The 26452-nt window shown below is 48.7% G+C and carries 26 protein-coding genes; 5 read left to right on the plus strand and 21 right to left on the minus strand.

All coding sequences use genetic code 11. From position 1 onward, the window contains the following. Nucleotides 1-132: 132 nt before the first annotated feature. The 4 genes from NYE24_RS15645 to NYE24_RS15660 all read right to left on the minus strand — a co-directional run bounded on the left by NYE24_RS15645 (nt 133) and on the right by NYE24_RS15660 (nt 4175). Entirely contained in the window at nt 133-987 is an 855-nt protein-coding gene (locus NYE24_RS15645) for a carbohydrate ABC transporter permease (RefSeq protein ID WP_036694879.1), read from the minus strand. Further along, nucleotides 977-1960 carry a sugar ABC transporter permease gene (locus NYE24_RS15650; RefSeq protein WP_036694878.1) on the minus strand — a complete coding sequence of 328 codons (984 nt, stop codon included), beginning with the start codon at nt 1958-1960 and terminating at the stop codon, nt 977-979. The genes NYE24_RS15645 and NYE24_RS15650 overlap by 11 nt, the downstream gene beginning before the upstream one ends. A gap of 61 nt (nt 1961-2021) precedes the next feature. Beyond that, nucleotides 2022-3437 (minus strand): ABC transporter substrate-binding protein, encoded by a 1416-nt coding sequence (locus NYE24_RS15655; RefSeq protein WP_083678111.1) that lies wholly within the window; start codon nt 3435-3437, stop codon nt 2022-2024. Between the two features lie 186 nt (nt 3438-3623). Further along, a complete protein-coding gene (locus NYE24_RS15660; protein WP_342479047.1) occupies nt 3624-4175 on the minus strand; it encodes a M50 family metallopeptidase in 552 nt (183 codons plus the stop codon). Nucleotides 4176-4351: 176 nt separating this feature from the next. Here NYE24_RS15660 and NYE24_RS15665 point away from each other — a divergent pair, with 176 nt between their 5' ends. Both NYE24_RS15665 and NYE24_RS15670 read left to right on the plus strand, forming a co-directional pair. Then, complete coding sequence (locus tag NYE24_RS15665) at nt 4352-7006, plus strand: cation-translocating P-type ATPase (RefSeq protein ID WP_036694869.1); 2655 nt, start codon at nt 4352-4354, stop codon at nt 7004-7006. Nucleotides 7007-7148: 142 nt separating this feature from the next. Then, nucleotides 7149-7976: a DUF2785 domain-containing protein gene (locus NYE24_RS15670; RefSeq protein WP_076160777.1), complete on the plus strand. Its 828-nt coding sequence runs from the start codon at nt 7149-7151 to the stop codon at nt 7974-7976. A gap of 73 nt (nt 7977-8049) precedes the next feature. On the opposite strand, the gene NYE24_RS15675 is transcribed toward NYE24_RS15670, so the two are convergent. The 5 genes from NYE24_RS15675 to NYE24_RS15695 all read right to left on the minus strand — a co-directional run bounded on the left by NYE24_RS15675 (nt 8050) and on the right by NYE24_RS15695 (nt 12017). After that, complete coding sequence (locus NYE24_RS15675; RefSeq protein WP_342479048.1) at nt 8050-8739, minus strand: DUF5071 domain-containing protein; 690 nt, start codon at nt 8737-8739, stop codon at nt 8050-8052. 35 nt (nt 8740-8774) lie between these two features. Next, entirely contained in the window at nt 8775-9692 is a 918-nt protein-coding gene (locus NYE24_RS15680; protein WP_342479244.1) for a metal-dependent hydrolase, read from the minus strand. 86 nt (nt 9693-9778) lie between these two features. Beyond that, complete coding sequence (locus tag NYE24_RS15685; RefSeq protein ID WP_342479049.1) at nt 9779-10408, minus strand: M23 family metallopeptidase; 630 nt, start codon at nt 10406-10408, stop codon at nt 9779-9781. Between the two features lie 426 nt (nt 10409-10834). Further along, the gene (locus tag NYE24_RS15690; protein WP_342479050.1) at nt 10835-11581 is read right to left on the minus strand and encodes a class I SAM-dependent methyltransferase; all 747 of its coding nucleotides are present in this window, start codon (nt 11579-11581) and stop codon (nt 10835-10837) included. Nucleotides 11582-11789: 208 nt separating this feature from the next. Then, a complete protein-coding gene (locus NYE24_RS15695) occupies nt 11790-12017 on the minus strand; it encodes a hypothetical protein (RefSeq protein ID WP_179090506.1) in 228 nt (75 codons plus the stop codon). Between the two features lie 386 nt (nt 12018-12403). Between NYE24_RS15695 and NYE24_RS15700 the strand changes: the two genes are divergently transcribed. Then, nucleotides 12404-13795, plus strand: coding sequence for a hypothetical protein (locus NYE24_RS15700; RefSeq protein ID WP_342479051.1), 1392 nt, complete (start codon nt 12404-12406; stop codon nt 13793-13795). Between the two features lie 176 nt (nt 13796-13971). Here NYE24_RS15700 and NYE24_RS15705 read toward each other — a convergent pair whose 3' ends face one another. Continuing rightward, nucleotides 13972-14169: a hypothetical protein gene (locus NYE24_RS15705; protein ID WP_342479052.1), complete on the minus strand. Its 198-nt coding sequence runs from the start codon at nt 14167-14169 to the stop codon at nt 13972-13974. A 35-nt stretch (nt 14170-14204) separates the two neighbouring features. Here NYE24_RS15705 and NYE24_RS15710 point away from each other — a divergent pair, with 35 nt between their 5' ends. Beyond that, on the plus strand, nt 14205-14798 hold the full coding sequence (locus NYE24_RS15710; RefSeq protein WP_036694860.1) for a sigma-70 family RNA polymerase sigma factor: 594 nt from the start codon (nt 14205-14207) through the stop codon (nt 14796-14798). Next, nucleotides 14755-16365, plus strand: coding sequence for a DUF4179 domain-containing protein (locus tag NYE24_RS15715; RefSeq protein ID WP_342479053.1), 1611 nt, complete (start codon nt 14755-14757; stop codon nt 16363-16365). The genes NYE24_RS15710 and NYE24_RS15715 overlap by 44 nt, the downstream gene beginning before the upstream one ends. Nucleotides 16366-16407: 42 nt before the next feature. Here the strand turns inward: NYE24_RS15715 and NYE24_RS15720 are convergent, their stop codons facing one another. The 11 genes from NYE24_RS15720 to NYE24_RS15770 all read right to left on the minus strand — a co-directional run bounded on the left by NYE24_RS15720 (nt 16408) and on the right by NYE24_RS15770 (nt 26336). Further along, complete coding sequence (locus NYE24_RS15720) at nt 16408-17079, minus strand: class I SAM-dependent methyltransferase (protein WP_342479054.1); 672 nt, start codon at nt 17077-17079, stop codon at nt 16408-16410. Nucleotides 17080-17093: 14 nt separating this feature from the next. After that, on the minus strand, nt 17094-17342 hold the full coding sequence (locus tag NYE24_RS15725) for a hypothetical protein (RefSeq protein ID WP_036694858.1): 249 nt from the start codon (nt 17340-17342) through the stop codon (nt 17094-17096). A 41-nt stretch (nt 17343-17383) separates the two neighbouring features. After that, entirely contained in the window at nt 17384-18493 is a 1110-nt protein-coding gene (locus tag NYE24_RS15730) for a WG repeat-containing protein (protein ID WP_342479055.1), read from the minus strand. Nucleotides 18494-18642: 149 nt separating this feature from the next. Further along, nucleotides 18643-20052, minus strand: a complete 1410-nt coding sequence (locus NYE24_RS15735) for a glycoside hydrolase family 1 protein (RefSeq protein WP_342479056.1) — start codon at nt 20050-20052, stop codon at nt 18643-18645. 24 nt (nt 20053-20076) lie between these two features. Next, nucleotides 20077-21951 (minus strand): beta-glucoside-specific PTS transporter subunit IIABC, encoded by a 1875-nt coding sequence (locus tag NYE24_RS15740; RefSeq protein ID WP_342479057.1) that lies wholly within the window; start codon nt 21949-21951, stop codon nt 20077-20079. A 192-nt stretch (nt 21952-22143) separates the two neighbouring features. Next, a complete protein-coding gene (locus NYE24_RS15745) occupies nt 22144-23001 on the minus strand; it encodes a PRD domain-containing protein (protein ID WP_342479058.1) in 858 nt (285 codons plus the stop codon). Nucleotides 23002-23086: 85 nt separating this feature from the next. Beyond that, nucleotides 23087-23419 (minus strand): hypothetical protein, encoded by a 333-nt coding sequence (locus tag NYE24_RS15750; protein WP_342479059.1) that lies wholly within the window; start codon nt 23417-23419, stop codon nt 23087-23089. 16 nt (nt 23420-23435) lie between these two features. Continuing rightward, nucleotides 23436-24311, minus strand: coding sequence for a copper amine oxidase N-terminal domain-containing protein (locus tag NYE24_RS15755; protein ID WP_342479060.1), 876 nt, complete (start codon nt 24309-24311; stop codon nt 23436-23438). Between the two features lie 177 nt (nt 24312-24488). Further along, a complete protein-coding gene (locus NYE24_RS15760; protein WP_036694853.1) occupies nt 24489-24857 on the minus strand; it encodes a VOC family protein in 369 nt (122 codons plus the stop codon). Between the two features lie 68 nt (nt 24858-24925). After that, nucleotides 24926-25534: an AAA family ATPase gene (locus NYE24_RS15765; protein ID WP_342479061.1), complete on the minus strand. Its 609-nt coding sequence runs from the start codon at nt 25532-25534 to the stop codon at nt 24926-24928. A gap of 64 nt (nt 25535-25598) precedes the next feature. Then, a complete protein-coding gene (locus tag NYE24_RS15770; protein ID WP_342479062.1) occupies nt 25599-26336 on the minus strand; it encodes an SDR family oxidoreductase in 738 nt (245 codons plus the stop codon). Nucleotides 26337-26452: the final 116 nt, after the last annotated feature.

Genomic DNA, 26452 nt, shown 5'->3' on the forward strand with positions numbered 1-26452 from the left:
CGTTGATCCTTCAACCTTACCCGATGCCGGATGTTCATTCAACCGGCCGCACACAAAAAACTGCAGTAGAATGATCCACCGGAATGGGCCTTCTCTGCAGTATGGTTTGTCTTCACAGCAATCCTGATCCGGTTATTCTTTGACTCCGCCCAGTGCTACACCTGCGATGATATAACGGGACAGCAGGAAGTAGACTACGAACAGCGGTAATGCGGTCAGCGCCAGCCCCATATAAATCGAGCCGAATGAGGTCTTGTATATATCCCCTCGGAGCAAGCTGACCATGATCGGCATCGTATACTTCTCCTTCTGAGTAAGGAGGATTAACGGCATGAACAAGTTGTTCCAGTTGCCCACGAAGGCGAAGATTGCCTGCGTCGCGACTGCCGGAACCATCAGCGGCAAGATAATGCGGTTAAAGGTTTTGAACTCACCGGACCCGTCCACGCGTGCTGCTTCCACAATCTCAATCGACAGCGTGGCCAGCAGATACTGGCGCATAAAGAACACTACCGCCGGCGCAGCAATTGCAGGAAGAATCAGCGGAAGGAAGCTGTTGGTCCAATGTATTTTATACATGAACTGATAGAAACCAATAGCACTTGCCTGAGAGGGAATCATCATTACACACAAAATAAAGGTAAAGAATGCCCCGCGCAGCCTCCAGCTATAAGTCACTAAACCGTACGCCGCAAGGGATGAGAAATAGACAGTCAGGAGAGTGGCCGAAGCCGAAATAATAAATGAATTCATGAACCCCTGAATCGGATCGAAGCTCTTTTCGAGCAGCACCCGCAGGTTGTCCATCATATGGGATGAAGGCAATAGTGAGAGACCGCCTTGGATTTGTGCTGAAGAGCGGGTGGCGTTTACAAACATGATCCAAAACGGTAAAATGCTGAGCACCGCCAGGCTGATACAAACGATATAGATAATCGTTTTATTGATCGTCCGGGTGACATTTCCGTCTTTTTGTTTATTGTCCATGTACTACGCCCCCCTTTTGGCTGCTCTTGTTGGATTTCCGATGCATTTTTTCGATTTTTTTGAGTCTTGCCGCGTCACGGTCACGCATTAGATAGAACACAAATGCAGACAATATCCCTGAAATCAAGAACATAATCATACTCGCAGCAGCAGCGCGGTTGTATAAATAGCTTCCTTTAAAGGCTTGCCCATAAATGAACATGGACGTGGTAAGCGTAGAGTCATCCGGTCCGCCTGCAAGGAAGAGCTGCGGAATATCAAACATAGTCAAGCCACCGACCATCGATGTAATCAGCGTAAATAACAGAATGGTACGTAAACTTGGCAGCGTGATCCGGAAGAACGTCTGAACTCCGTTTGCACCGTCAATCGCCGCAGACTCGAAGAGCGCAGGATTGATACCCATAACACCTGCGATAAGGATGATCATGGTGTTTCCGTACCACATCCAGAACTGGATGAATGCCACAATGCCCCGCGCTACCGTCTTATCCTGAAGGAAGAAGATTGGAGCGTCGGACCAGCCCATCATTTGAAAAAAGCTGTTTACCGGACCCATCGGATAGCCAAACAAAGTGCTGAATAGCAAGGCGATTGTACCCGCAGTAATAACATTTGGCATGTACAGCAGAACCTTGAAAAAGCCTTGTCCCTTAATTTTAAGACGCTGGTTAGTGAACCATGCAGTGAGTAAGAGTGCAAGAAGGATCTGGGGAACGAAGTTAAGGAACCAGAGCAACCCGGTGTTAATCAGAGATTTCCGGAAGGAGGCATTACTAAGGATCAAATCTTTGAAATTCTGAAAAGGATTATCCAAAATATGTATGGGTTTTGGTATTAATCCCTGCAAATCAGTGAACCCGATGAATGCGGTGTACAAAATCGGATAGAGTGAGAAGATCAGAAATGCCAAAACAAACGGAAACGTAAAAATATAGCCAAATTTAGAGTAGTTCACACCTTTGCGGCGCATGCTCTCACCCCTTTAGTTGATATGAAGGGGCGGGATGACTCCCCGCCCCTTCGTTTGATTTTTATTCGCTATCGATATTAAGTTGATCTTTGACTTGCTGTTTGAAGGTTTCGATTGCTTTATCACGGGCCTTATTGCCTGCAGTATATTCGCGTACTTGATCACGCCAGAGCTTGTTGATCGTTTCGTCGAATGCAGTCAAGTTCTTACCGGAAGCGTTGGCATTCGCCGGAACAAAGATATCGAAAATGTTCTGTCCGCCTACGAGTTCCAAGTCACCTTTTGACTTATCCATAACAACGGAGGAAGCAACGCTGTCCTTCGCGCCTTGCTCGCCATCTTTCAACGTTCCGTTAGCCCAGTAGTACTGGAGTCCGGTTTCAGTAGTGTCGAGTGTTACCCACTTGATAAAGTCTGCAACAGCCTTTTTCTTGGCTTCGTCCTTGACTACGTCTTTGTTAGCGAGCAACCAAGTGCCTCCCCAGAAGAATCCTGTTGGTGATTCAGTAACTGCCCAGTCACCCTTTGTATCTTTGGCATGTTCGCTTAACGTATAGTTAATGAGCCAAGCGGGACCAAAGAAACCGAAGACTGGTTTTTCGCCAGTGCCGTTCATATCAGCGAACCAGGCTTCTTGCCAATCTGTCGTATCGTTATAGTAGTTATTGTCTTTAAGCTTCTTGGAGAGATCAAGGAATTCTTCACGCTTCGGATCAATATGCAGCTTGCCATCAACAATCCAGCCTTTATCAGAGCTGTTTTCGATCGCGTGCCAGATATCGCCGTCACCGGAAACTGCGGCATATCCTTTAGCTTTCAGCTTCTCTGCTGCACTGAAGAATTTATCCCAGCCGGGTCCAACCTCTGTCTTGATCTTGGCCGGATCATCAGTTCCAAACACATCCTTGGCAAGCGAGCGACGATAGATAAAGGCTCCGCCTGTAGCCTGATAGCCGAGACCCTTAAGTTGACCCTCTTTGCTGCCGATATCAACAGAATATTGAGCGATGCCTGCATCCTTAACCATTTGATCAGTAAGGCCCAGGTCCGCATAGTTGGCTGCAAAAGTGGATGCATCACCTTGTGTATATTTGAGTACGAATGCGCCTTCAGTAGCATAAATATCAGGCGCATCTTTGCCGCCGGCAGCTAGAGCCTGGTCAAGCGCAGGCTGATATGCGCCATCTGTAGTTGCAACAATCGTAGTTTTGAACTCCACATTTGCCTCTGGATGAATTTCCAAATACTTCTTAGTCATGTTTGGAATTTCGTCGGTGAAGCTCCACAGATTGATCGTTACCTTCTCACCGCTACCCGCATCCGGAGCTTTGGTTGCCTCTGCCGCATTCGATGCCGGAGCTGTTGTTGCAGCTGCGCCGGACGAGCTATTACCCGAGTTCCCGCCGCATCCTGCCAGAGCAGATGACATCACGAGTACTGTTGAGAGCCCCGCTAAAACACGCTTCATACTTTTCATACTTTGCCTCCCCTTTTATATTCATCCTCGGTTTTTTGTAACCGCCTTCATATTATAGTGCTTGTCCCTCTTCGGCATAAGGAACCCCTCATTGGGAAAAATACCACTATTTATGGGTTTTGCTCTAAAAAGTACAAAAAAGACGCCTGGGCATGGCCCTTAGCGTCTTACCCTTCGGTTGCAGGATCATCTGTCGCTCTCCTTATCCAACCATATTTTTTTCAAAAGCAAACCATCGCTGAAGTAGTTCTCTTCATATCTCACAATGATACTTGGATATAAGTTACTCATGATTGTCCATACATTTAGAACTATAAACCATAATGGAAGATAATAATTATCCTCGCTGCCGATTCCAAGTGTGAAGTAAACCATACTAATGATAACTAGCTGTAACATCACCCCGCCGAGAGCGAAAATGGAATACCTCAGCCTGCTGGGCTTATTTTCACTCTGCATAAGAGTTAGCCCACCAAATCCGTAGCAGAAAATAAATTGCGTTCCGCAAAAAGTTACTATCCAGAACTGTTTTCGATCTCCGATAATTACTGCTTTTACAGGGTAGCCTATTAATTTACCTGTGAAATAATGTCCAAGTTCATGTATTAATGTAATGACATATTTGAGCAAAGTTATTATCACTGTCACGAGTACCACACTTATGGCTGAGGGCTCAAACGTGGATACTATGAGAATGAATACAATAAACAACATTACATATAACAGTGTCCGGTTCAATAGCGAAGTCCTGCCCCCCCAATTAATTTTCTTCACTAATTTTATACAAAAACCGCTCATTGGGGTATAAGTAATTAGCCGCCCGTACTGAAAATCTTGAAACTTGTCATACTATATAACGTAAATTTGGACCATACAGACTAAAGAATAACATACGGGAGAGGAGCTTGTACCTGATGGAATATTACCGCCGCAATATATCAGAAACCCTGGAAGAAGTAGGCAGTTCCGCAAGCGGGCTTACGTCTGCTGAAGTAGATAACCGGCTGGCCAAGGAAGGCTACAATGAGTTGAAGGGCAAAGCGAAGGACCCGCTCTGGAAGCTGTTTCTGGAGAATTTCAAAGATCCTATGGTCATTGTGCTGCTCATCGCGGCTACAGTTCAGATCGTAATGGGACATATTATGGAATCCGTCATCATCTTCGTGGTGCTGATTCTGAATGCTGTAATCAGTGTGGTGCAGACCCGGAAGGCGGAGAGCTCACTGGACGCCCTGCGCAAAATGTCCGCACCCGAAGCCAAGGTCATGCGGGACGGGGCCTTACTGTCGATTCCGGCCAGGGAGCTGGTCCGGGGCGACATCGTCTTCCTGGAGGCTGGCGATTATGTGCCTGCGGATGGACGGATTATTGAATCCGGGAGTCTGCGGATTGACGAGGGCATGTTGACCGGCGAATCTGAAGCCGTGGATAAGCATACCGACCCTATCCCTCAGGAGGCTCCGCTGGGCGACCGGCGCAACATGGCCTTCAGCGGCTCACTGGTCGTCTATGGCCGGGGAACACTGGTGATTACAGGAACGGCACTCGGCACCGAGCTCGGGAAGATTGCCGGGCTGATCGAGAGTGCTGAAGCCAAGCAGACGCCCCTGCAGCGCAAGCTGGAGAGCTTCGGCAAAAAGCTGGGAATCGCTGTCCTGTTGCTGTCTGTGCTGATCTTCGCCATTCAGGCCGCACGCGTCTGGCTCTCGAATGACACGGTGGACACCACCGAAGCCATCCTGAATGCCCTGATGTTCGCTGTAGCAGTAGCCGTCGCCGCTATCCCCGAAGCGTTGTCTTCTATCGTAACCATTGTGCTCTCCGTGGGCACGAACAAGATGGCCCGTCAGCATGCTATTATCCGTAAGCTGCCTGCAGTAGAGGCACTGGGATCAACGAGTGTCATCTGTACGGACAAGACCGGAACACTAACCCAGAATAAGATGACGGTTGTCGATTATTTCCTCCCTGGAGGGCCGGAGGAGCAGTTCAAGCTGAAGGCCGATGACTGGTCGGAAGAAGCACGCAAGCTGCTGCACATCGCCGTACTCTGTAACGATTCCAATATTAATGAAGAAGGCAAGGAGCTGGGCGACCCGACCGAGGTAGCACTGATTGCCTTCAGCAACAACAAGGACAGGGATTACCGCGAGATCCGCGATAATTTCCCGCGCGAGGCCGAGCTGCCGTTCGATTCGGAACGAAAGCTAATGACCACGCTGCATACGTTCGAAGGACAGAAGGCCCTGCTTACCAAAGGCGGCCCGGATGTTCTGTTCAGCAGATGTTCCCATGTCCTGCTGGAGGGCCAGGAGGTTCCGCTGTCAGAGGAGGTCCTGGAATGCTTCAATGAAGCCAACGAACAGTTCTCCAGCAGAGCACTGCGCGTGCTTGCTTACGCCTATAAGAATGTACCGGACACGGTGACAGAGGTGGGCCTTGAAGATGAACAGGACCTGGTTCTGGTCGGCCTGTCGGCGATGATTGACCCGCCGCGCGAAGCCGTATATGGCTCTATTGCCGAGTCGAACAAAGCAGGTATCCGCACGATTATGATCACCGGGGACCATAAGACCACCGCCCAGGCGATCGGCCGCGACATTGGACTGATGGCGGAGGACGAAATCGCCGTCACTGGCCAGGAGCTGGACGCGATGTCCGAAGAGGAGCTGGACAGCAGGCTGGAGCAGATCGGCGTCTATGCCCGCGTCTCCCCGGAGAACAAGATCCGGATCGTCCGGGCCTGGCAGCGCAAGGGTAAAATCACCGCCATGACTGGTGACGGTGTCAATGATGCCCCTGCACTGAAGCAAGCCGATATCGGGGTTGCGATGGGCAGCGGAACCGATGTCGCTAAGGATTCGGCAGCTATGATCCTCACCGATGATAACTTCGTATCGATTGTAAATGCAGTGGCCGTTGGCCGGACAGTGTTCGATAACATTAAGAAGGCGATCGCCTATCTGTTCGCGGGCAATCTGGGTGCGATTATCGCCATCCTGTTCGCCCTGATCTTCGACTGGATCAATCCGTTCACGGCCATTCAGCTGTTGTTCATTAACCTGGCGAATGACTCCCTCCCGGCGATTGCGCTAGGCATGGAAAAGGCCGAGCCGGATGTAATGAGCCGCAAGCCGCGGGACATCAGCGAAGGCATCTTTGCAGGCGGGATGATGCAGGCAGTGATTACCCGTGGTCTGCTAATCGGGATTGCCGTGATTATCTCCCAGTATATCGGGCTGCAGCATTCGGATGAAATGGGAATTGCGATGGCCTTCACCACACTCATTCTGGCGCGCACCCTGCAGACCTTCGCAGCCCGCTCCAACAGCCAGACTTCTGTGGAAGCAGGATTCTTCAGCAACAAATATGTAATCGGCGCGGTCATGATCTGCTTCGCCTTCTATGGCATTGCGGTCCTGCCTGGTGTCCGTGAGATCTTCTCAATCCCTGCCACGTTCGGAATGAACCACTGGCTGACCGCCACCGGACTCGCCCTAGGCGCAGTCATTGTGATGGAGCTGGCGAAGCTGATCCGCCGCCTCCGGCCTGCGAAGCAGGCCGGATAGTGAAGCAAGTGGTCACGCACCCGCCACAGACAGCCTGTACCGCATCTCGATTGCGGTGCAGGCTATTTTGAGATAACATCCGTCCTTGAACAGTGATAGAATGGCGAAAGTAACATCATCTCAACAGCAGGAGGCACACAGATTGAATATCAAAGAAACGCTCCAATTCATCCAAACCAATAACTATCAGGCACCCCCGGACGCTTTCCCACTGGCGCAAGACATGCTGCTTCATATCGGTTCTATAGATGCTGAACTGCGGGATGATCTCATCTACACCACCTTCTCTCACTGGATTCCAGGCGATGTGCTGTCCGTGCCTGAACTGGAACAGCTCCTCCTCACCACGCTGGATACGGACCATCTGCATTATAAGCTTGGGGAACAGGGTACAGATTCCGTGTTCACCCGCTCCTTCTCCATGCTCATTGTACCGCTGCTGCTCATCAGACATAGAGCCTCTCCCTTCCTCTCACAGGAGCAGATTCATGAGGTCAAGAAGAAGGTGTTGTACAGCATACAAGAAGAGCGGGATTACCGCGGGTACGATGAAGATAAGGGCTGGGCTCATGCCATCGCGCACGGGGCGGATGCTCTGGACGATCTGGCGCAGTGTTCGGAGCTGGAGCATAAGGATCTCATGGACATCCTGCATTTAATTCACAGCAAGATGACCATAACGGATCGGGTATATTCGGATGGCGAGGACGAGCGAATGGTAAGAGCTGTAATCAGCGTCCTGAATAGACGACTCCTAAGTAAGGATGATGTGGAGCGGTGGATTCAATATTTTTATGAGGCCAAAGTGAGTGCAAGTACAGATTTCCTTCCCGCCTTCCGGCAGAAGAACAACATCAAGAACTTCCTCAAGAGCTTGTACTTCCAAGTCAAATTCCACCAGACGGATGCCGCCCTCTGCCCGGTGATCGAGCAAACCTTGTACCAAGTGGATAGCGTGTATTATGGCTGACTGATCCTTCAGCGCGTGATGCTACTCGGAGCCTGATACTTCACTGACCAGTTCCTCAATTTCACTTATGAAGTCATGAAGACTGGATTTTCCGGTCACAGAAGTTGAACTCTTCCTGATGCTGCTCAATATAAAATTTGGATAATCCCGGTTTGGAGATCACTTCACGGAATCCTCGTTGCAGCGCTTCACAATCAATGCCGGGATACGCGCTGTCCAGCTCCACAATCTCTGCACGGGCTCTCTGTTTCTTGTCCGCTAATATTAGTAGAACTGCTTCTCCCGAATAGATCTGGTGGACCCATAGCGTCCGCAAGGCCTTCAGAGCAATTGTGGTCCCTCCAGTTAGCCGGATTAGCTCCTCCTGAATTTGAGCGATCTGTTCCTTGTTCCAGTAAACGATAATCATTTCGAAGATCCAGTACATCCATTCCTCATCTTGACTATAATTCCTGAATACCTCTTGAATATATGGAATTAACGGATCACCGACCTCTCTCAAAAAAGGAGCAATCCGGCGAGATCCCGGCCAATTCATATCCTGAATCCACTCCAGCAGTCCCGGCAGGATAGGCTTCACCCGGGGATAGCCCAGCTTAACAATAACCTCCGCCGCTCCGCCCCAATACTCTTTGCCTAACGGCTGCAACAATAGATGAAGCTCCGCATCCTGGATGTCCTGAAGCTTCTGAATAGCCTCCGCTTGTTCGCCTTCAGATGTATCCCAGTCTAGCTTTTGAATGAGTGCTTGAATGTCTTCCACGTGCTATCCCCCTACTTTGCAATCTTCGATTCTTCCTACCACTCTCCATCCTTATAGATGAAATGGAGGGGATTCCCTTCCCGGTCCCGTGCAACAATCTCAACCGCAGGCCCGTCGCCGCTCTCCTCCATCACCTCAAATGAAGCCTCATCCCCGGCAGGGGGCATCCGGTATACATACTCCAGTCCGTCTTTTCCCGTATTGCTGCGGACAACGTCCCCCTTCACGGCATAGATTAGGTTAGCATCCAACCGGATGCCACCGCCCGGTACAGCCAACACCCCAAGCACCCTGCGCTGGGAGTCGATGACGTCAAACCCCATTTTCCAAAAATCCGTAAGTCTATGAACCTGATTATCCCCAAGCGGATACACTTGTACTGCGGCCTGTGGAGTTAGCGTGAACTTACGCGGAAGCCCTTGCTCCAGCTGCATCAGCATGGCGAGCTTAAGACCGAGGTACAGGACAAGAAGCACAGCACAGGCTGCATTGAGCACCCGTCTCTTGCCCAAAGACACCGGAAATACAAAACTCATAACCCCCACCAACATAGGCACCCATACCGTAGGATCACCGAGATAGATCAAGGGCAGGGTATAAGCTTCGCTGGACAGCGGATAGACCAAATGGACCCCATGTCCCAAATAATCCACCAGAATATGCCCCAGCACACTCCCAGCAAAACATAGGTACAAGTGGATATACGAATATTTTTTCAGCAGTAGCCTGAACAGGAATACAATTGGAACCATAACCAGCCCCATGACTATAATGGAATGCGACCAAGGAGATACATATCTGTTCCCCAACAGATCCGGCACAATTCCCAAGAACGAGGTCAGTCCGAGCAGAACAATCTTTTCCCTGAAAGAAATCTCATAGCGCATGAGCACCATCGATACAATGAAACTGCCCGTAAGCAGATGTGTAGCAATGTGCATAGCCAATATCATAGACACCTGTAATCCCCCCGTTTTGTTGGTTAAGCTTCACTACTCAGAGCCTGACAAGTTATTAACAAATGGAGCGGGGAAAAGGTTCACTCTTCTTCATGCACCAAGTTTGGCACAATCACTTCACCCTTAACAGGCATAGATCCGCCCTCGGCATTATCAAAATACAACGGCAGCCCCTCCGCCATAATAGGCATCCACATGCGTGTAGGATCTTGGCGCTGATGGTGGATATGCAGATGGGGCTCAGAGGTGGAGCCGCTGTTCCCAACGTGTCCGAGCAGGTCACCTGTCTGCACCTTGTCGCCTACAGTAACGGTAACGCTATACTGCTTCAGATGATTGAGCAAGAGATATGTCCCTGTAGCCGGAACCTTCAGATAGACATAATTACCCTCCATTGATAGAATATCCTCCGAACCGGGCGGTATATCAGCCTCTTCATCATAAGCAGCGATAACCACTGCGTCCAGCGGTGCATAGACCTCCTGATTCCAGATGCCGTAATCTTCAGGATTACGGCTCCCCGTGTTGTAGGGTTCCATCACCAGATCATAAGCCCAGCGTTCGGAGGGCCAAACGGCATGTGGCGTATTATCCTCTACGGCATCTCCACCCCAGCCGACAACACTCACTGACTGAAGCGGCAGCTGAATTGTAAGCCCCGGCTTAGTGGCTGCAATAGCTGTTGGATAGGCAAGCGGAATGATATTCATGGTCAAAAGAAAGTGGCTAATCAGTACAGCTGATATTCCTATGTTCAGCAACAGTCCCTTTGGACGTACACACCTCACAAGCTTAGCCGCCAGCCCAATCAAATTAACGACAGCCCATATCCCTCCCACAGCAGGAACTGCAAATTTCAGTGCCAGCCAGGCATAAACGCCGACCATCCCATGAATCCACAATGCGCTGGCCCAACACCCAAGCGTCAACAATATGAACAGCAACGATAGAACATTTGATTTTCTCATAACAGATTCAGCTCAGCTCCCGGAATGAACATATGTATGAAGTCTCATTAATTAGACGACATCTGTAACGGGATAAACTGCAAACCTATAGAGAATATTTACAAACCAAACAGCGGTACCCTGGACCCTTAAGAGCCACGGCTACCGCTGCTTATTCACCACTACTGTTTACTTACGGCGGGCAACCATCATAATCTCTATGCTGCCGAGCTGTAAGGGCTGGTTGCCGAATTGTCCTGGGCTACAACCATATGCGGCCTCTACTACGAACCCTTCACTGACCAGCAGCATCTGCAATTCACGGAAGGTAAATGCGGTAGTGTAAATCAACACTTCTTTGGATTCGCCCTCGGGGCTGTGGATCTCTTCTTTATCGATTACGGTGCAGGAATACGGGTCAAATAAAGATTCATCCTGTATATTCCGGGCTAAGTTAAGTACATTAATTGCCGTAAGCACGAATAAGGAACCCGGCTTCAGCGCCCGCTGCACCCCTCTAAGGACCTTCCGGTGATTCTCTTCACTGCCTGCCAGTCCAAAAGCTCCTTCATAGAGACAGATCGCACCATCGAATTCCCTATCAAACATCAACTCGCGGGCATCCGCCACCAGAAATGTTGCCGGCAGCTTGTCCCTCGCAGCTTCCCGATTCGCGTGCCTGATAAATTCCGCAGAAATATCCACGCCTACTGTTCTGATTCCGCGCCGGGCCAATTCCAGACTATGCCGCCCTGGACCACAGCCAATATCCAGAGTGCGAGTACCCCGCCGCAGATTCATTAACTCCATTAAAAAGTCTGCTTCCTGCATCGTTCCCTGGGCGAAACCGTATTTCAAATACTGCTCCCGCATGAAATCTCCGATGGCTTCATAATAATCCCCACTGTACTCAAAGGCTGCTTGCTTATTCTTCAAAAGCTATCCCTCCGTATCTGTTGTGCTTACACGGAAGTGTATTGGCGTGACAGCTTAACCCCTTCCGTGTCCCGAATGACAACGTTCAGCCTGTCAGCGCTTCTATTCATAAGTTCACTCGCTTTCCTTATTATGTAATTTCAAGGGTATAGAATTGGAGCCGGGGAGTCAAAAGAAAGAACCGTTATACTCATTCTGTACGGTTAGCTTAACGAAGCCGCCGGACCTGCGTCCCCTCCGAATCATCCAGCGTAATCTCACAGACGTCCGTCCTAATCATTAGCGGATGCGGATAAGCTTTCTCCTGGTCAGACATGAACCATATCCGGCCTTGCCTCACTGCAATAATTAACCCATGCTCGTCACCCAGAGCGGCGAACTGGCTATTGTAATCCTGCCAAGGAACGAGCCCCAGTGATCCACAGCAACGCTTCATCTATCTGGTTCTCAGGGAAGTTGAACGCAAAATGATATTTCGGCTGTCTGCCTGGGTCAGACTCAGTAAAGGTTAGAGTAGACGCCCCTGCTTGTACACTAAAGGAGGCTGAAAGTTTCTGGACTACCACCAGCCCAAGAGTATTCTCATAAAAGTCTTTCATTTCTTTCAAGGAATGCGTTTGCATCTCTACTTCTCTTATCATTTAGGATCACCTCTGTTTGTGGCATAACAGCCATATCTTTGCTTCCATGGTATCCATGCAGAGAATTGAAGTCAAACCCGCATCTGCAACTTCTGCGCAGCATCCGCGTCCATAACAATATGGAAAATCTATCTATTCTCTGAAAACAAAAGGATAATTGAAGACAACAGGAGGTTTATGTATGCGCTATATGGCAGCAATTGTGCTGGCTGCGGCTCTGCTCTCAGGATGTCAGGGAGCAGACAAGGCCGCTGTTAATGGCTCTTCCTCAGCTCCATCGACCGCTTCCCCAACCACCGGATTGCCTACGGCTGTGTCAGCCACACCTTCCGCTTCAGCACCTTCGAGCGAGGAAGAGCCACTGCTCTACATTGAGCAATTGCGAATTATCGGCGGAGGCGGGCAACTGATACAGATGAAGTCGAACACCGATATCAATAAACAATCATTGGAGCAAGCGCTGAAGAAAAGTCTACAGACCAGTACTCCCGAGGCAGAGTTCCGTTACACGCTGGAATGGGAGTCCCCGCGCTTTGTGCAAATCCGCCTGCATCTGGATGAGAGCAGCGCCTGGTCCGGGACGTTCAACCTGGATGAAGCCGTCACCGCAGATGGGCGCAAGTATGCCAGTACCGAGCAGCCGTACCGCAACACGGTTGTGGTTAGAGCCCAGGCTGGTCAAGGCAGCCTGCTGTTCCAGGGCATCACCTCCGGTACCCGGCGCGTAGTACCTGCCTGGAACACGGGCTGGATCAATTCGATTCAAACTGCTGAATCCTCCGCTCCCTCCTATCTGTTCTACGGACAGGAGAAGCATCATTTGGTGCAAGCCCTGAAGGGCGAGGCGCTGGAGATTCCGGCTTTTCCGCAGGATAAGGATGCCTTCGGCAATGACTACGGATACCATGAGATGTATTCTGACCGCTTCTACGGGGACTTCACTTATATGATCTCAGGCAATAAGACGCTGTATCTCGTAGACTTGAAGGCCTTCACCCGTACGAAGCTTCATGTGTTCAACAAGCCGGTCTATGGAATGTCCTCCTCGCCTGACGGTAAGCGTATCGCTGTATTAACCGCACATGACGAGTTCATTGGCCCCGGGGCAGACTTGACGGTGCTGGATCAGAAGGGGAAAATACTGCATTCCAAGGAGAACGCTGCCTTCATCTCCCACAGTGACGGCTTCCTGTTCGTTTATTCGCTGACCTGGGAGGATGATTCGCATCTGATTCTTCCCGCAGACAGAGGTGAGAAGAACCCTCTCGGCCAAATCCGATACAATACCGGAAGCGGAACGTCCACGGTTATGCAGGATAAGCGCATCACGGACCAGTTGAAGCAGGATCTCGCAGAGCATGAGCAGCAGCCGCACAATGACTTACTGCTCTCTGAACTCCGCTGGTCACCTGACAACAGATTCGCAGCCTTCAAATCCGGCACAGGAACCATCCAGGTCTACGACACTCAGGAGCGGACCTTCACGTTCATATCCGCAGGCACCCTCCTGGGCTGGATGCCGGATGGAACATTAGCCTGGGCGGATGCCGGGGATCATGTGTATACATTTTGAGTAAAAGGGACAGACATTGAAAAGAGTTGCGAGGGAAATATGGCAAACCAGGAATAATGGCGGGCACATGTCCAGCAGTTGATTCCCAAGTTGGAAGCATAGAATTCATGAAATCCTGAACTACTCTATATCTGATCAGCAAGAAGCCTGTAATCCCGGTATGGGGTGCAGGCTTTTTACAATCTCTTTTCTAAATGATAAGGCACAGTAGTGGCAATTATACTAAAGAAAAATAATTTCAGCAGAAAAAAAGAAATCTGAATCGCAACAACGAGCCTTGCTTCTTTATATTCCATCTCCTCTCTTCCATCTGAAACTGGTCTGTTATAAATTTTTTTTGTAATGAAGTGAGAATATTGAATGGTTTTTTGCATCTTAGAAGTAGAACAGCAGGAAAGGAGGATTACAAATGAACGACAGGGAACAGGAGCTTAGCATAATCCACGATGTTTTAAGAGGAAATAAGGCATCCTACACTTTCCTGGTAGACAAATATAAAAACAAGATTTATGGCCTGCTTTTAAAAATGGGAGCCTCTACTGAAGATGCAAAAGATATGACACAGGAAACCTTTATAACAGCTTATCGGAAGCTGGGAAGTCATCGCACAGACCGAAGTTTTGCAGGATGGATATACACAATTTCGATTCATATATTCCAGAATAGATACAGAGGAAAGAAGCACCAGGTTCATCTAGAAATCACCAACGATCTCTTAAGCTCACTACCTAATCCGGAAAGCGAAGCTATACACCAGGAAAACAGAAAAGAACTCTCCGCTCTTGTTAACAAGCTTCCAAGCAAATACAGATTAATGATATTACTGAGATATACAAATGACCTGACCTATGAAGAGATGGAGCAAATTACAGGGTACAGTATTAATCAAATCAGAAACGGATTGCATCGGGCTAAAAAAAGACTTCATAAATTACTCACAAAGGAAGGAGTGGACTTAAATGAAATGTTGGAGCATTGTGGAGATGGAAGAGTCTCTCATTAGTGGGCGACTGGATGAGTTGGAGAAGCATATTGAAAACTGCCCGGAGTGTTTGGCTCGTTACAATCAGCTCCTGCAAGAACAATCTGAATTCTCTGATGCCCTATTCCCGGATGCATTGCCTTCTTCATTCACAAACAAAATCATGGAAGAAATACAAGAAACCACAATAGATCCTGTCGGAGAGCCAGTGCAAATGAATCTCCCGTCTGGAGAGTCTGCTCACCGGACAAATAGAACCATACAACGATGGACGGTTGCTGCTGCGACGATTCTCATATTGTGTGGCTCCTTAATATTTGCAAGTCCATCTATAGCGGAATTCGTTCGTTCCATGTTTTCATCTGACGCCTCATTAGACCCTGGACTACTACAATCCAGAGAATTAGGTCTGATTCAAGATCCAGGAATAAATGTTAGTAGTCACGGGTACAGAATTCAGATAAATGAAGTTTCAGCAGATGCGGTCAGACTCACCATAGCGTTGAAGATCACTGACCGTTTTGGACAACCGATTAAAGACGGATTCGATCCAGAGAAACTTATCGTTAAAGATGAGCAAGGAAATGAAGTCGGCCTAGGGAGTGGGATTACAGGATATGTTGGTGGTGTATATGTTTATAAATACACTTATAAAGGGGAACTTACTTCATCAACGATTATTGTAGAGAGTCTTATTGATAAGATCAAGGAAACCAAAGGAAACTGGAAATTTTCTTTTCCCGTGGATTTGACTAGAGCAGCTTCTCTGACTACTGTAGATGAGTTGGACGAGCGCTATGTTACCCCAGAAGGCCTGACGATTCAAATGAATAGACTTACCCATACCCCGAGTGGAGTCAAATTGGAACTTACAACATCACTAAGCCAACAAGTAAGAAATAAAGTTCCGGCTGATATGGAAGAAAAGCAGAAACTGATGTTCCACTTTGAAGATGAACAAGGAAAAATAATATCACAAGTTAATGGACTAGGCTCTTTTGATATGTTAGTGGGAGTTACATCAAAGCGTACTGAAAAAGGGGTTCATTGGGCTTATACCTTTATTGATCTGCCTTATGATACACAACACATAAAAATGGTTTTAGATGGATACTCCATACCCGAGAAGAGCGAGGGTTCCATAGTCATTAATCCATCAAAGCTTAGCAAAGAAAATGCCGTATTTAATCATTCTGGTGATATCGTAAGGTTCAAATCCTTTAAAATCACTCAGGACCCTGATCAACAAGCGGCAATAGCGGCTGGAGTTATTGAGAATCAAGAACCAATATCGGCGGGAGTTTTCGAAATTAAGGGTACCTATATAAATACGGGCAATCCTGATATTGATCAATGGCAAGCCATTGATGATAAAGGCAATAATTATCCTGTAGAATTTCGAGGGAGAACAAGTCTTGAACAGAAAGAACAAGATGGAATTTTTATCGTTAAAGGGTTAAACAGTATACCAATGAGACTAACTTTAATTCGAAGTATTGTCGATCGGTATTATTCAGATATTCAATGGTCTTTTGACCTTCCAAGAGGCAAACTAATCCCCGGATTGAAAAACAACGAAATCAATTAATTTACAGTAGTGAGAAAACCACATTTTGGCGCTAGTATTGATTTATTTCATCATCGGATTGTAATTCGGATGCCCCGGAACAGGGCTATAGGAGGAGGATAACAGCCTGCCGCTCAGACCCTCGAAATCGAACTCCTGAGTCATTTCAAACAGGCTTTTATGCATCGTGTTCTCTTTGAAAAAAGAGACAAGCGTCGCCTCAGAAATGTTTTTATGATTTACTTGTTCATAGTCGGTTCCGTAGGTGTGAAGCAGTTGATCGTACTCTTCACGAAATGAAGTACCGTGTGTAAGGCGGGAATTCCATATGAGTATGACTTTCCCGCCAGGCTGTAGTATTCTGCGGAACTCCGTTTGCGCGGCTACCCGGTCAAACCAGTGAAATGCCTGAGCACAGACAATAAACTCAACCGACCGATCCGGTAACCCGGTAGCTTCCGCAGAGCCTGACCTACTCTGAAAGTTCGGATTGCTGTAGAGCCTTTGCTCTGCGGCTTCACGCATGGCCTGATTAGGCTCGACCGCGAATACATCGCTGCCGCGTTCCAGAAGCAGCTTGGACAGGCTCCCTGTGCCTGAACCGATATCTGCTATTTTACTGTTCGGGCGCAGACCAATATTGTTGTACAAATAATCGATAGCTTCTTGTGGATAGCTTGGGCGGTACTTCAAATAGGAATCGACACGATTAGTAAACCTTTCCCCACTGTCCATCACTGTTCACTCTCCTATTTTGTTTTCTTCGGAAAACCGTATACGAATAGTATCACACCAATTAACGTAAGGATGGGCACAAAGATGTTATCGAAGAAGCCGGCGATATGGATTTTAGGCTGGGCATCGAACATTTGCGCTTGGTATAACGCATTAATTTCATGACTGCGGGCGATTAACGCCCCTACACGTTCGATCGTGTAGATTAACCCGGCAGCAATCAGAAAGGCCGCCCCTAGTTTTCGGTATAAGTTGTTGCCCATGGAATATTATTGCCTCCTCTACTCTTGGTGGATTGATTTAGTTACGGTTTCACCACTCCGGCTGGAAGCTCGGAAGCCGGCGGCCAGACAATGGTTCCGCTGCGGTTCATATACCCTCTGATTTCCTCGCGTGTCTCTGGAACGAGCAGGGTGATTTCCGCCAACTCGCCGTTAAACGAATCAGCCCAATAGAGTTGCGGCTTGACCACGAAGCGGCCGGAGGTATTAATATAGCCGTACCGCTGCCCCGTACTGGCTGGAACCAGACCGCCCTTAAACAAGCCTCCGGCCGTATATCCCTGGATGACTTTGGCGCCCTTCTTATTAATATAGAAGGTGACTCCATTACGTTCAACGAATGCCAGTCCTTCCGAGAACGGCTGCGCCATGCTGAATTGTGGCTTGATAAGGTAATTGCCTGTTTTGTCAATGTAGCCGTATTTGCCGTTCACATACACAGCTGCTACTCCGTCGGAGAACGGTGTAGCATAATCATACCGGGGCGTTATGCGAAGCTTGCCGGTGGTGTCAATATAGCCGTATTTGCCGCCAACGGCAAGCGCAACGGCTGCCATGCCATCAGAGAAATCAGACGTTAAGCTATACCGGTACGGAACGATAAGCTCGCCCTTCGTGTTAATGTACCCTGAGGCTTTGCCCATATTGACCCGGGCCAGACCTTCGGAGAAAATAAATGCCCGGACGTAGATTGGCTGTATAGCCACCTTGCCTTGACTGTCGATATACCCGTACCGGGTCGCCGCGGCCCCGCCAGCCGGTTGAACCATCGCTGTATACAGCGCGCGGTCATTATACAGAATGCCGGCATCTCTCAGCTTACATTCGAACAGCTTTTTGCCGGCCGAGCTGAAATAATATTGCTTCTTAGCCGCATGGTCCTCGACGTATACTGTCCCTCCGGGCATTCCTGAATACCCGTATCCGTCGTATACCGCTTCGATAACCACCTTACCTTTGCCGTTGATGAAGCCGTATTTCCCGTTCACTTCAACCGGATATAATTGATCGGCTGTCTTGGCCTGCACAGTACCCGCACCGGCAGCCTGGGCCTTGTCCTGCGATGGGCCCGCTGCACTTGCACTGAACACCATCGTCGTCATTAGTAGGGTTAAAGCCAGCTTTTTAAACACCTGTGGTTCACTCTCCTCAGAGGCTATTTTCCATTCTTTATGTATAGACGGCGATTGTACCGGTTTTGTTGTGCAATATTTGGAAGAAAAAAATAGGGCTGCCCCAAGCGGCCTCTCATGGCTACCAGGACAACCCTTTGCAATTACATTCAGCGAACCTCGCCTCTGGAAGCAATCAGCTTCTGATACCAGTAAAAGCTCATCTTGCGGATGCGGCGCAACTCCTTCAGGTCGAACTCTTCGCGGTCTACATAGATGAAGCCGTACCGTTTGCTTGCGCCCTGATGCGTGCTGACCAGATCGATGGCAGACCAAGGACAGAAGCCGAACACCTCTACCCCGTCGGTAAGTGCAAGCTGAATTTGCTCGATGTGCTTGCGGAAGAATTCAATGCGGTACGCATCATTTACGGTTCCGTCTTCCTCCAGCTTGTCGAATGCGCCCAGCCCGTTCTCTGTAACAATCAACGGCAGGTGGTAACGGGAATAAATCTGGCGGAGTGTTGTTCTGAAGCCGACTGGATCGATCTCCCAGCCAAACTCCGTAGTTTGCAGGTTAGGGTTCACCGATCCCCGGTATGCTCCCGGCTCGCCGACAATTTCGTGCTGATCGCCTGTGTGGGAGAAGTCGTTGCCGTCATTTTTACTCTCGCCTACGGTCTGGGAAGTATAGTAATTGAAGGCAATGAAGTCCGGGTGGCCTTGCCGGAGGATATCCATATCCCCTTCCTCGATCTTCGGCTCATAGCCCTTCTCCACCAAATAACTCCAGGCAATATGGTTGTACCGTCCGTAGACCGCCATATCCAAATAGAGCCAATTGCGGATCGCTGCATAGTTATCTGCGGCCAGCATATCCTCTGGCTTAGAGCTTGCCGGATAGATGACACCGATGTTGGGGGCCGGACCAATCTTCGCATCGGGCAGCATCTGATGGCATAGCACCATAGCCTTCGCCTGCGCAACGAGCATATGGTGGTTCTGCTGGTAGAGCTCTTTTTGCGGGTCGGTCATGTTCTCATTCAGGGTTCCAATTGATCCCGGATGCAGAATCAGCATATTCTGTTCGTTGATCGTCAGCCACCACTTCACGCGGTCCCCGTAATGCTCGAAGAGCGTCTTGGCATATTGTTCAAAAGCATCGATCGTCGCCCGGCTGGACCACCCTCCCCGCTCTTCCAGCCCGTAAGGCAGGTCGAAATGGTACATGGTAACGATAGGTTCAATACCGTATTTAAACAGCTCATCAATTAAATTGCTGTAGAATTCAAGCCCCTTCGGATTAACGGCTCCGTCTCCTTGCGGGTAGATCCGGCTCCAGGCGATAGAGAAGCGGTACGCTTTGAAGCCCATTTCCGCCATCAGGGCAACATCCTCTTTGTACATATGGTAGTGGTCACTGGCGACCTTGAAGTCCGTTACCCCTTCCACATGGTTGGCCAGATCAATGACGGAAGGCCCTTTGACGTCCTCATCCCAGGCACCCTCCAGCTGATAAGCCGAAGTGGAGCCCCCCCACAAGAAATTCTCTGGAAAAGCGTGAAGTTGTTTGTGCAGCATACCTTATTCCTCCTCAGTCTTGTATTAATCCACCAATGTCAAAAGCACTTCGTTCTGCTCAATCTGCTGCTGGTCCGTCTCAAAAACTTCAACCTCTTTGGCCGTTAAAGTGACGATAACCGGCGTAATGGTCTGATACCCGGCTGCCCGGATCTGCTCCAGATCGAAGCGGATTAGCAGATCGCCCTGGCTCACGCGGTCGCCTTCCTTGACCACTGGTGTGAAGTACTTTCCTTTTAACCCGACCGTATTTATGCCAATATGAATCAGCAGCTCTGTTCCAGCGGCGGACGTAATGCCAATCGCATGGCCTGTCGGGAAAATAGAAGTCACCGTCCCGTCCACAGGAGCGACCGCTTCTCCAATTACAGGTTCAATCGCCAGTCCTCTACCCATAGCCCCGGTTGAGAATGCATCGTCCGGCACTGCGCTAAGCGGGAAGGCTGCGCCGGTCAGCGGGCTGAAGATCAGTTCCTTTTTCAAGTCTACAACTGGTGTTACTGGCTTGTCTGGCTGAATCTGTTCAGGTGCGGCTGCCGGAGCGGATGCTTCAATTTTACCCTTACCCTCATAGCCGAACATCCAGGTCAGCAGCAGCCCGGTCCCCATGGAGACGATCATCGAGACAATAAAGATCGACATCGGCTGTTCCACCGGAATCGAAAAAATATTATGGAACACATACGCCGTATACAGCACACCGAAATGTCCGTTAATAGCGCCGCCGAGTGCCCCGGCAATAATAACGATTGGAATCACTCGCTTGTAGCGGAGAATCAGGCCGTACACAATCGGCTCACTGACCCCGGCCAGCAGTCCGGTAATCCCGGAAGAGGCGGCGATACTCCGCAGGTTCCGGTCTTTCTTGGCCCGCAGGAAGATCCCGAAGGCTACACCGATCTGGGCGAATACCGCTGCTGAAGCCATGGCTTCAATCGGGTCACCGCCGTTCGCTATATTTTGCAGCGTGATGGGAGTGAAGCCCCAGTGGAGTCCGAACACCACCATGAAGGTCATCCCCCCGCCAAGCACGATCCCCGACAGGATGCCGCTTACGCCAATCAGCCAGGTCACGCCGGAAGCGATCCAGTCGCCGACACTCGTACCGAATGGACCGAAGGCAATCACCGACAGCGGAACCATAATCATCAGCGAGAGCATCGGCACCATGAATATCTGCAGGTCCTTGTGGATAATCTTCTTCAGCAGCTTATCCAGCAAGGCGTAGATGCTAATCGCAATGAAGATCGGGAAGACACTGGAAGCGTAACTGACCATCACCACCGGAATTCCCAGGAAGGAATGTCCGCCATCCCCCTCCAGCATCGCCGTAAAGTTCGGTTCCATCAGCGCCGCCCCTATTGCTCCTGCTACGTAAGGGTTCGCTTTTAACTTGATGCCCAGGGTAATTCCCAGGAAGATCGGCAGGAAGTAGAACACGGCATTACCGGCCGCAGACAGAATCTTGTAGGCATCGCCTGAATCGGACATCCAGCCCGCCAGCGTAAGCACCGTCAACAGCGCCTTCAGCATCCCCGATCCGGCCATTACAGGAATCAGTGGAGAGAAGCTTCCGGAGATAACCTCGAACACCTTCGATACCGCCGAGGTTTTCTGCCCGGATTCCTTCGTATCTGTGGAGGTGCTGGACAAGAAGCTGGTGCTTTTGACAATTTCGGCATATACATTCGCTACGTTGCTTCCCACGACAACCTGGAATTGCCCCCCGCTCTCCACCACGGTAATGACGCCTTCATGCTTCTCCAGTTCCTCCCGCTGGGCCTTCTTGTTATCCTTGAGGCTGAATCTCAGCCGGGTGGCACAATGGACAAGATCGTTAATATTCTGCTCCCCGCCTACGAGACGGATGATGTCTTCCGACATTTTTCGGTTATCCATGCTGATTCTCCTTTGCTATACTGCCAAAAATGAGCATAAAAAAAACCTAAACGAAAGCTGTGAGATCACACCGGTGTGATCCACATCTCGTTTAGGTATCGCCTGCTTCAGCAGTAACAATCCTTAGATTTAAGTTGTGACTCCAATATAGCGGATTAAGTAATCGTTTGCAAGCCTTTTCCGGATTCCATTTTAATCCAACGGATTCATATCTCTTGAAGTCACCCGCTGAATATGAATCGTCAGATAGACCTTCTCGTCAATGGACATAGCATTCCCGTACGTCTCTTCCAAGTAATGATTGATCTTATTCGTACATGCAAAAGCCTGCGGAAATTTCACCTTAATCTGATCGTACAGGAAGTTGTCGCCCGATGCGGACCGCTCCTGTTCCCCGCTGATCATACGCTGGAGGAAATACTGGAGATGAGTGAGGAACCGGGAGTAGTTGAACGAATTCTCGTTAAGCTTGACCTGATATTCGTCCGCCAGAATACCAAAGATATCGCTCATCGCCTTGGTCACCTCTACCGTCCGCTGCATCTCCTGCCCATCCTGCCGGGCATTCACGAAATGCATCGCAATGAAGCTCGCCTCATCCTGATCCATCTCGATGTCAAAGTGCTTGCGGATCAGACTCAGCGCATGTACGCCAATAGCGAACTCCTTGGGATAGAACCGCTTGATCTGCCAGAACAGGGCGTTCTTCAGATTCATCGACTTCCGGTAGCGGGCAATCGCAAAATGAATATGGTCAATTAACGTGATATAGATATTGTCGTTGAAGATGTCGCCCATCTCCGCCTTGGCGTGGGCTATAATCTCATCGGCCAGCGAGAAATATTCAGCAGACGTCTCCCCGATCAGGTCAATCAATTTGCGCGGAACCTTCTCGGGCTTGAGCATGAAGGTCTTCTCGATCCGTTCCTCTTCAACCCGCTGCCCCGCCTTCTTTTTATAGCCTAATCCGTTCCCAATGACAACGTATTCATGTCCGACCTGATCTTCAGCCCGAATGACATTGTTATTGAAAATCTGCCGGATAATCATGGTGCTTCACCTCTTCTGTATATCTCCCTGAAAATATATCCTAAGATAACACAGTGGTGTGAGGAAAAACAAGGGGGGCTTCAGTTCATTTGGAACGTATTGGTCCTAAAATGGTAGCTACGAATTGAACCAATAGGATCAGGAAAACAACGTTCCAAATGCTCGGAATAGATGCAATCGCGAAATAGGAGGAATAGGGTGCCAGCCAGATCAAAGAAATGGCCATAAGTAAGCGAAGACCACGCCAGATTGAAATGGCCATGACGGCTGAAGGTACAATGAGCATGAGGACCACAATCACTTGTGTGCTGCTGGATACCGCCTGCTCACTGTAAGGGTTATCAAACAGAAACAGAAAACTTAGTCCAATACCCAGTAGGGATAAGAAAAAGCCCAACCACTTCACCCCAGATCTCAAATTCCCCACCTCCTGTTCACTGTGGATGATAATCAGAGAATCCCGAAATCAGAACTCTAGACCCCTTAATGACGCTGTCCGCCTTCCAAGTTCCGTTCGCGAATATTAGCGAGATTGTCCGATCTTCTGCATACTGATCTTCACCTGTAAGACCATTCGCTATTATTACAGATTGTGAAAGTGTGGCAGAATTTTTACTGGTATAAATGGGTAAAGTGACAGGCGTTTCATAAGTACCCGTCGTTTTCGATCCTTTATTCTGAACAATATACTTAATTAATCTATCCGTGAAGTACGGTTTGAAGGTTGAATTTGCATTTTTAATTGAAGATACATTTGAGACTTGATTTAATTTATCTGATAGAAGTTTCAAACGTGCTTCAGAAATTTTATTCTTTTCCGGAATTTGAACAGATGGGGTCTCCATATTAACAACCAATCCTTTGTTGCCCACTGTTACTGTTGCTTGTTTAGACAGTTGGTTCCACATTACCGTTGCCCCTAACGACTGACTAACAAAACGAAGAGGAACATAAGTGGTTCCATTGATGACTTGTGTAGCAGTATCCAAATCGACATATTTCTGTGCTGGTGTATCTGGAGCTTCACTTGAGGGAGCAGATTTAATAATCACACGTTTGAAATTTGCTGCAAGCCATATCGTCGAATTCCCGGTTTTGATTTTAACAACTTTATCTGTTTGAAACCATTCCAAGCTTGCGCCAAGATTTTCGGAGACAGCACGTAAGGGAATTAAGACTCGTCCGTTGTTTATTTGACCATTGTTAATCGTTGTAGATGTTTGTGTCTCTGCCGCATAACTAGACCCAGTTGTTAAAGATAGCATAAGAAATGCTGATGAAAGCAATGCAATTGTCCATTTTTTTATCATAATATTTCCTCCTCTTAAATAATTCACCACAAATTACTCTCTCGCATCTGATTTCTCTAAGAGAATAGAATTCGGTCAAACAAAAACTCCCCATTTAGCAACAGGATTTATTGGTTCACCTGCCTACCGTATGGGGAGTAAATTACTTAGAGTAACATGGTATTACTGTTATACTAATCAGCCTTTACTGTGAAGAGTGATCAGGTAACCGTCCGGATCGGCGAAGGTAAAGGTACGTCCGAAGGGGCCGTCGATGGGTGCGGATGTGATTTTTACGCCTGCTGCTGCGAGTTTATCGTGAATGTCTTGCGTATCCGGGGCATAGAGCCATAGCGCAACACCCAGTCCAGGCTGAGTCCCCGTACTGAGTTCGACTCCCGGCATGAGGTCACGAAGTGCAAATGCAATAGGCTTGGTGTCAAAAACCACCGCATGAGGCGGGCCCGCCTGTGAACGGACGAGTCCAAGATAGTGTTGATAGAATTCAGCAGAGCCTTCAAGATCGCTGACCTGAAGTGAGATGAAATCGGGTCCAATGACTGACATAATAGCCTCCTAATATTCGCTTTTGTAGGTTAATATAGTCTTCATTATACCCACCCTTCCTGACAACGTTATGTCAGTAGCGTTCTATTAAGATTACCATCTCTTTTGCGCAATTTCTGAAATGCCGAGTATTCCTGATTGGACTTAATATAGTTAATTATCTGTTCGGCGCATTCTGCCGGAGTCAACTCTTCCGTGTTCACTTCAAGGTCATATTCATCAAAACGATAGACGATGTCGAACTGGGCATCCACTAGACCAATCTGCCGGTCCCCTCTGGCCTGCTCTCTTCGGATAAGCTCTTCCCGGGAGCATAGGACACCAACAAATAGCGTAGTCCGATCAGCAAAATGATCCAAAAACTCATTAAATCTCTTATCGTTGTCGAATACGGTATCCACGATGACATTGAATCCCATTTCCGATAACAGCTTAATCGTCGAATAGAACACCGAGCATATGGAATCATCAAGTATATCTGAGATAACCTGATGGTCTATTTCGCGTACAGGCTCGTCAGGAAATTTATGATTAATGAAATCATTGTAATTCATGAAAAAATCATCAATCGACACATGATAAAACGGAATCTCTTTCTGTTTTATAAGCTCAGCCGAGATAGAAGTCTTCCCGGAGCTTGAAGTTCCATTTAGAACAAGCAGCATGCCTTTATTCATTTCGCCCCCTCCTTTTCATCCATTATAAACCATAGGCGTTAGAGATAGGAACTCATCATCTGCTTCAGTTAAACCCGCCGTTGACGCGAATAGTCTGTCCTGTTATCCAGCGGGCCTTATCACTGACGAGCAAGTCGATCACATTTGCAATATCCTCGGGCTCTCCAAGCCTTCCAAAAGCATTCATCCGCCGGAAAGAATCCACTAGCTCATCAGATTTCCCATTGAGGAATAGCTCCGTCGATACTTGCCCTGGCGCGACGCAATTCACGACGATATCCTTCACTCCGAATTCCTTCGCTAACTGGCGGGTTAACTGCTCAACTGCCCCTTTGGTTGCGGCATAGACGCTATAGGTTGGCAGCATCGCACCCGATACAGAGGTCGAGAAGTTGATAATCGTTCCGCCCCGCTCCATATGCTTCATCGCTTGCTGGCAAGCGAAGTAAGTACCTTTTACATTCACAGCAAAGTGCCGGTCGAACATTTCCTCCGTTACGTCTGAGATAGGCACACAGTCCATAATCCCGGCATTATTCACCAAAATATCGATACGCCCGAATTGCCCAAACGTCGCTGCAAATAGTGCTTCCACATCAATCAAATTGCTTACGTCACCCTGAACGGCTATCGCTTCCCCGCCAGATTCCTTAATAGTTTGCACGACCTCGTCCGCTTTTCCCCGGTTTGATGAATAATTGACAGCCACTTTTATTCCTAACCCGGCCAGTTGAATGGCGATTTGTCTTCCAATACCCCGTGACGCACCTGTGACGATGGCTACTTTTTCGTTCAGACTCATTCACGAACACTCTCCTTAATCTCGCTTAAGCCAGGTAAAACTCTGTTGGCCTTATGGATTCATTGTAAAGCAATCGAAGAGTATTTCGTTATAACAGACCTGTTCACTTCTTGCCT

The organism is Paenibacillus sp. FSL H7-0350, assembly GCF_038593195.1.
Lineage (GTDB): Bacteria > Bacillota > Bacilli > Paenibacillales > Paenibacillaceae > Paenibacillus_AQ.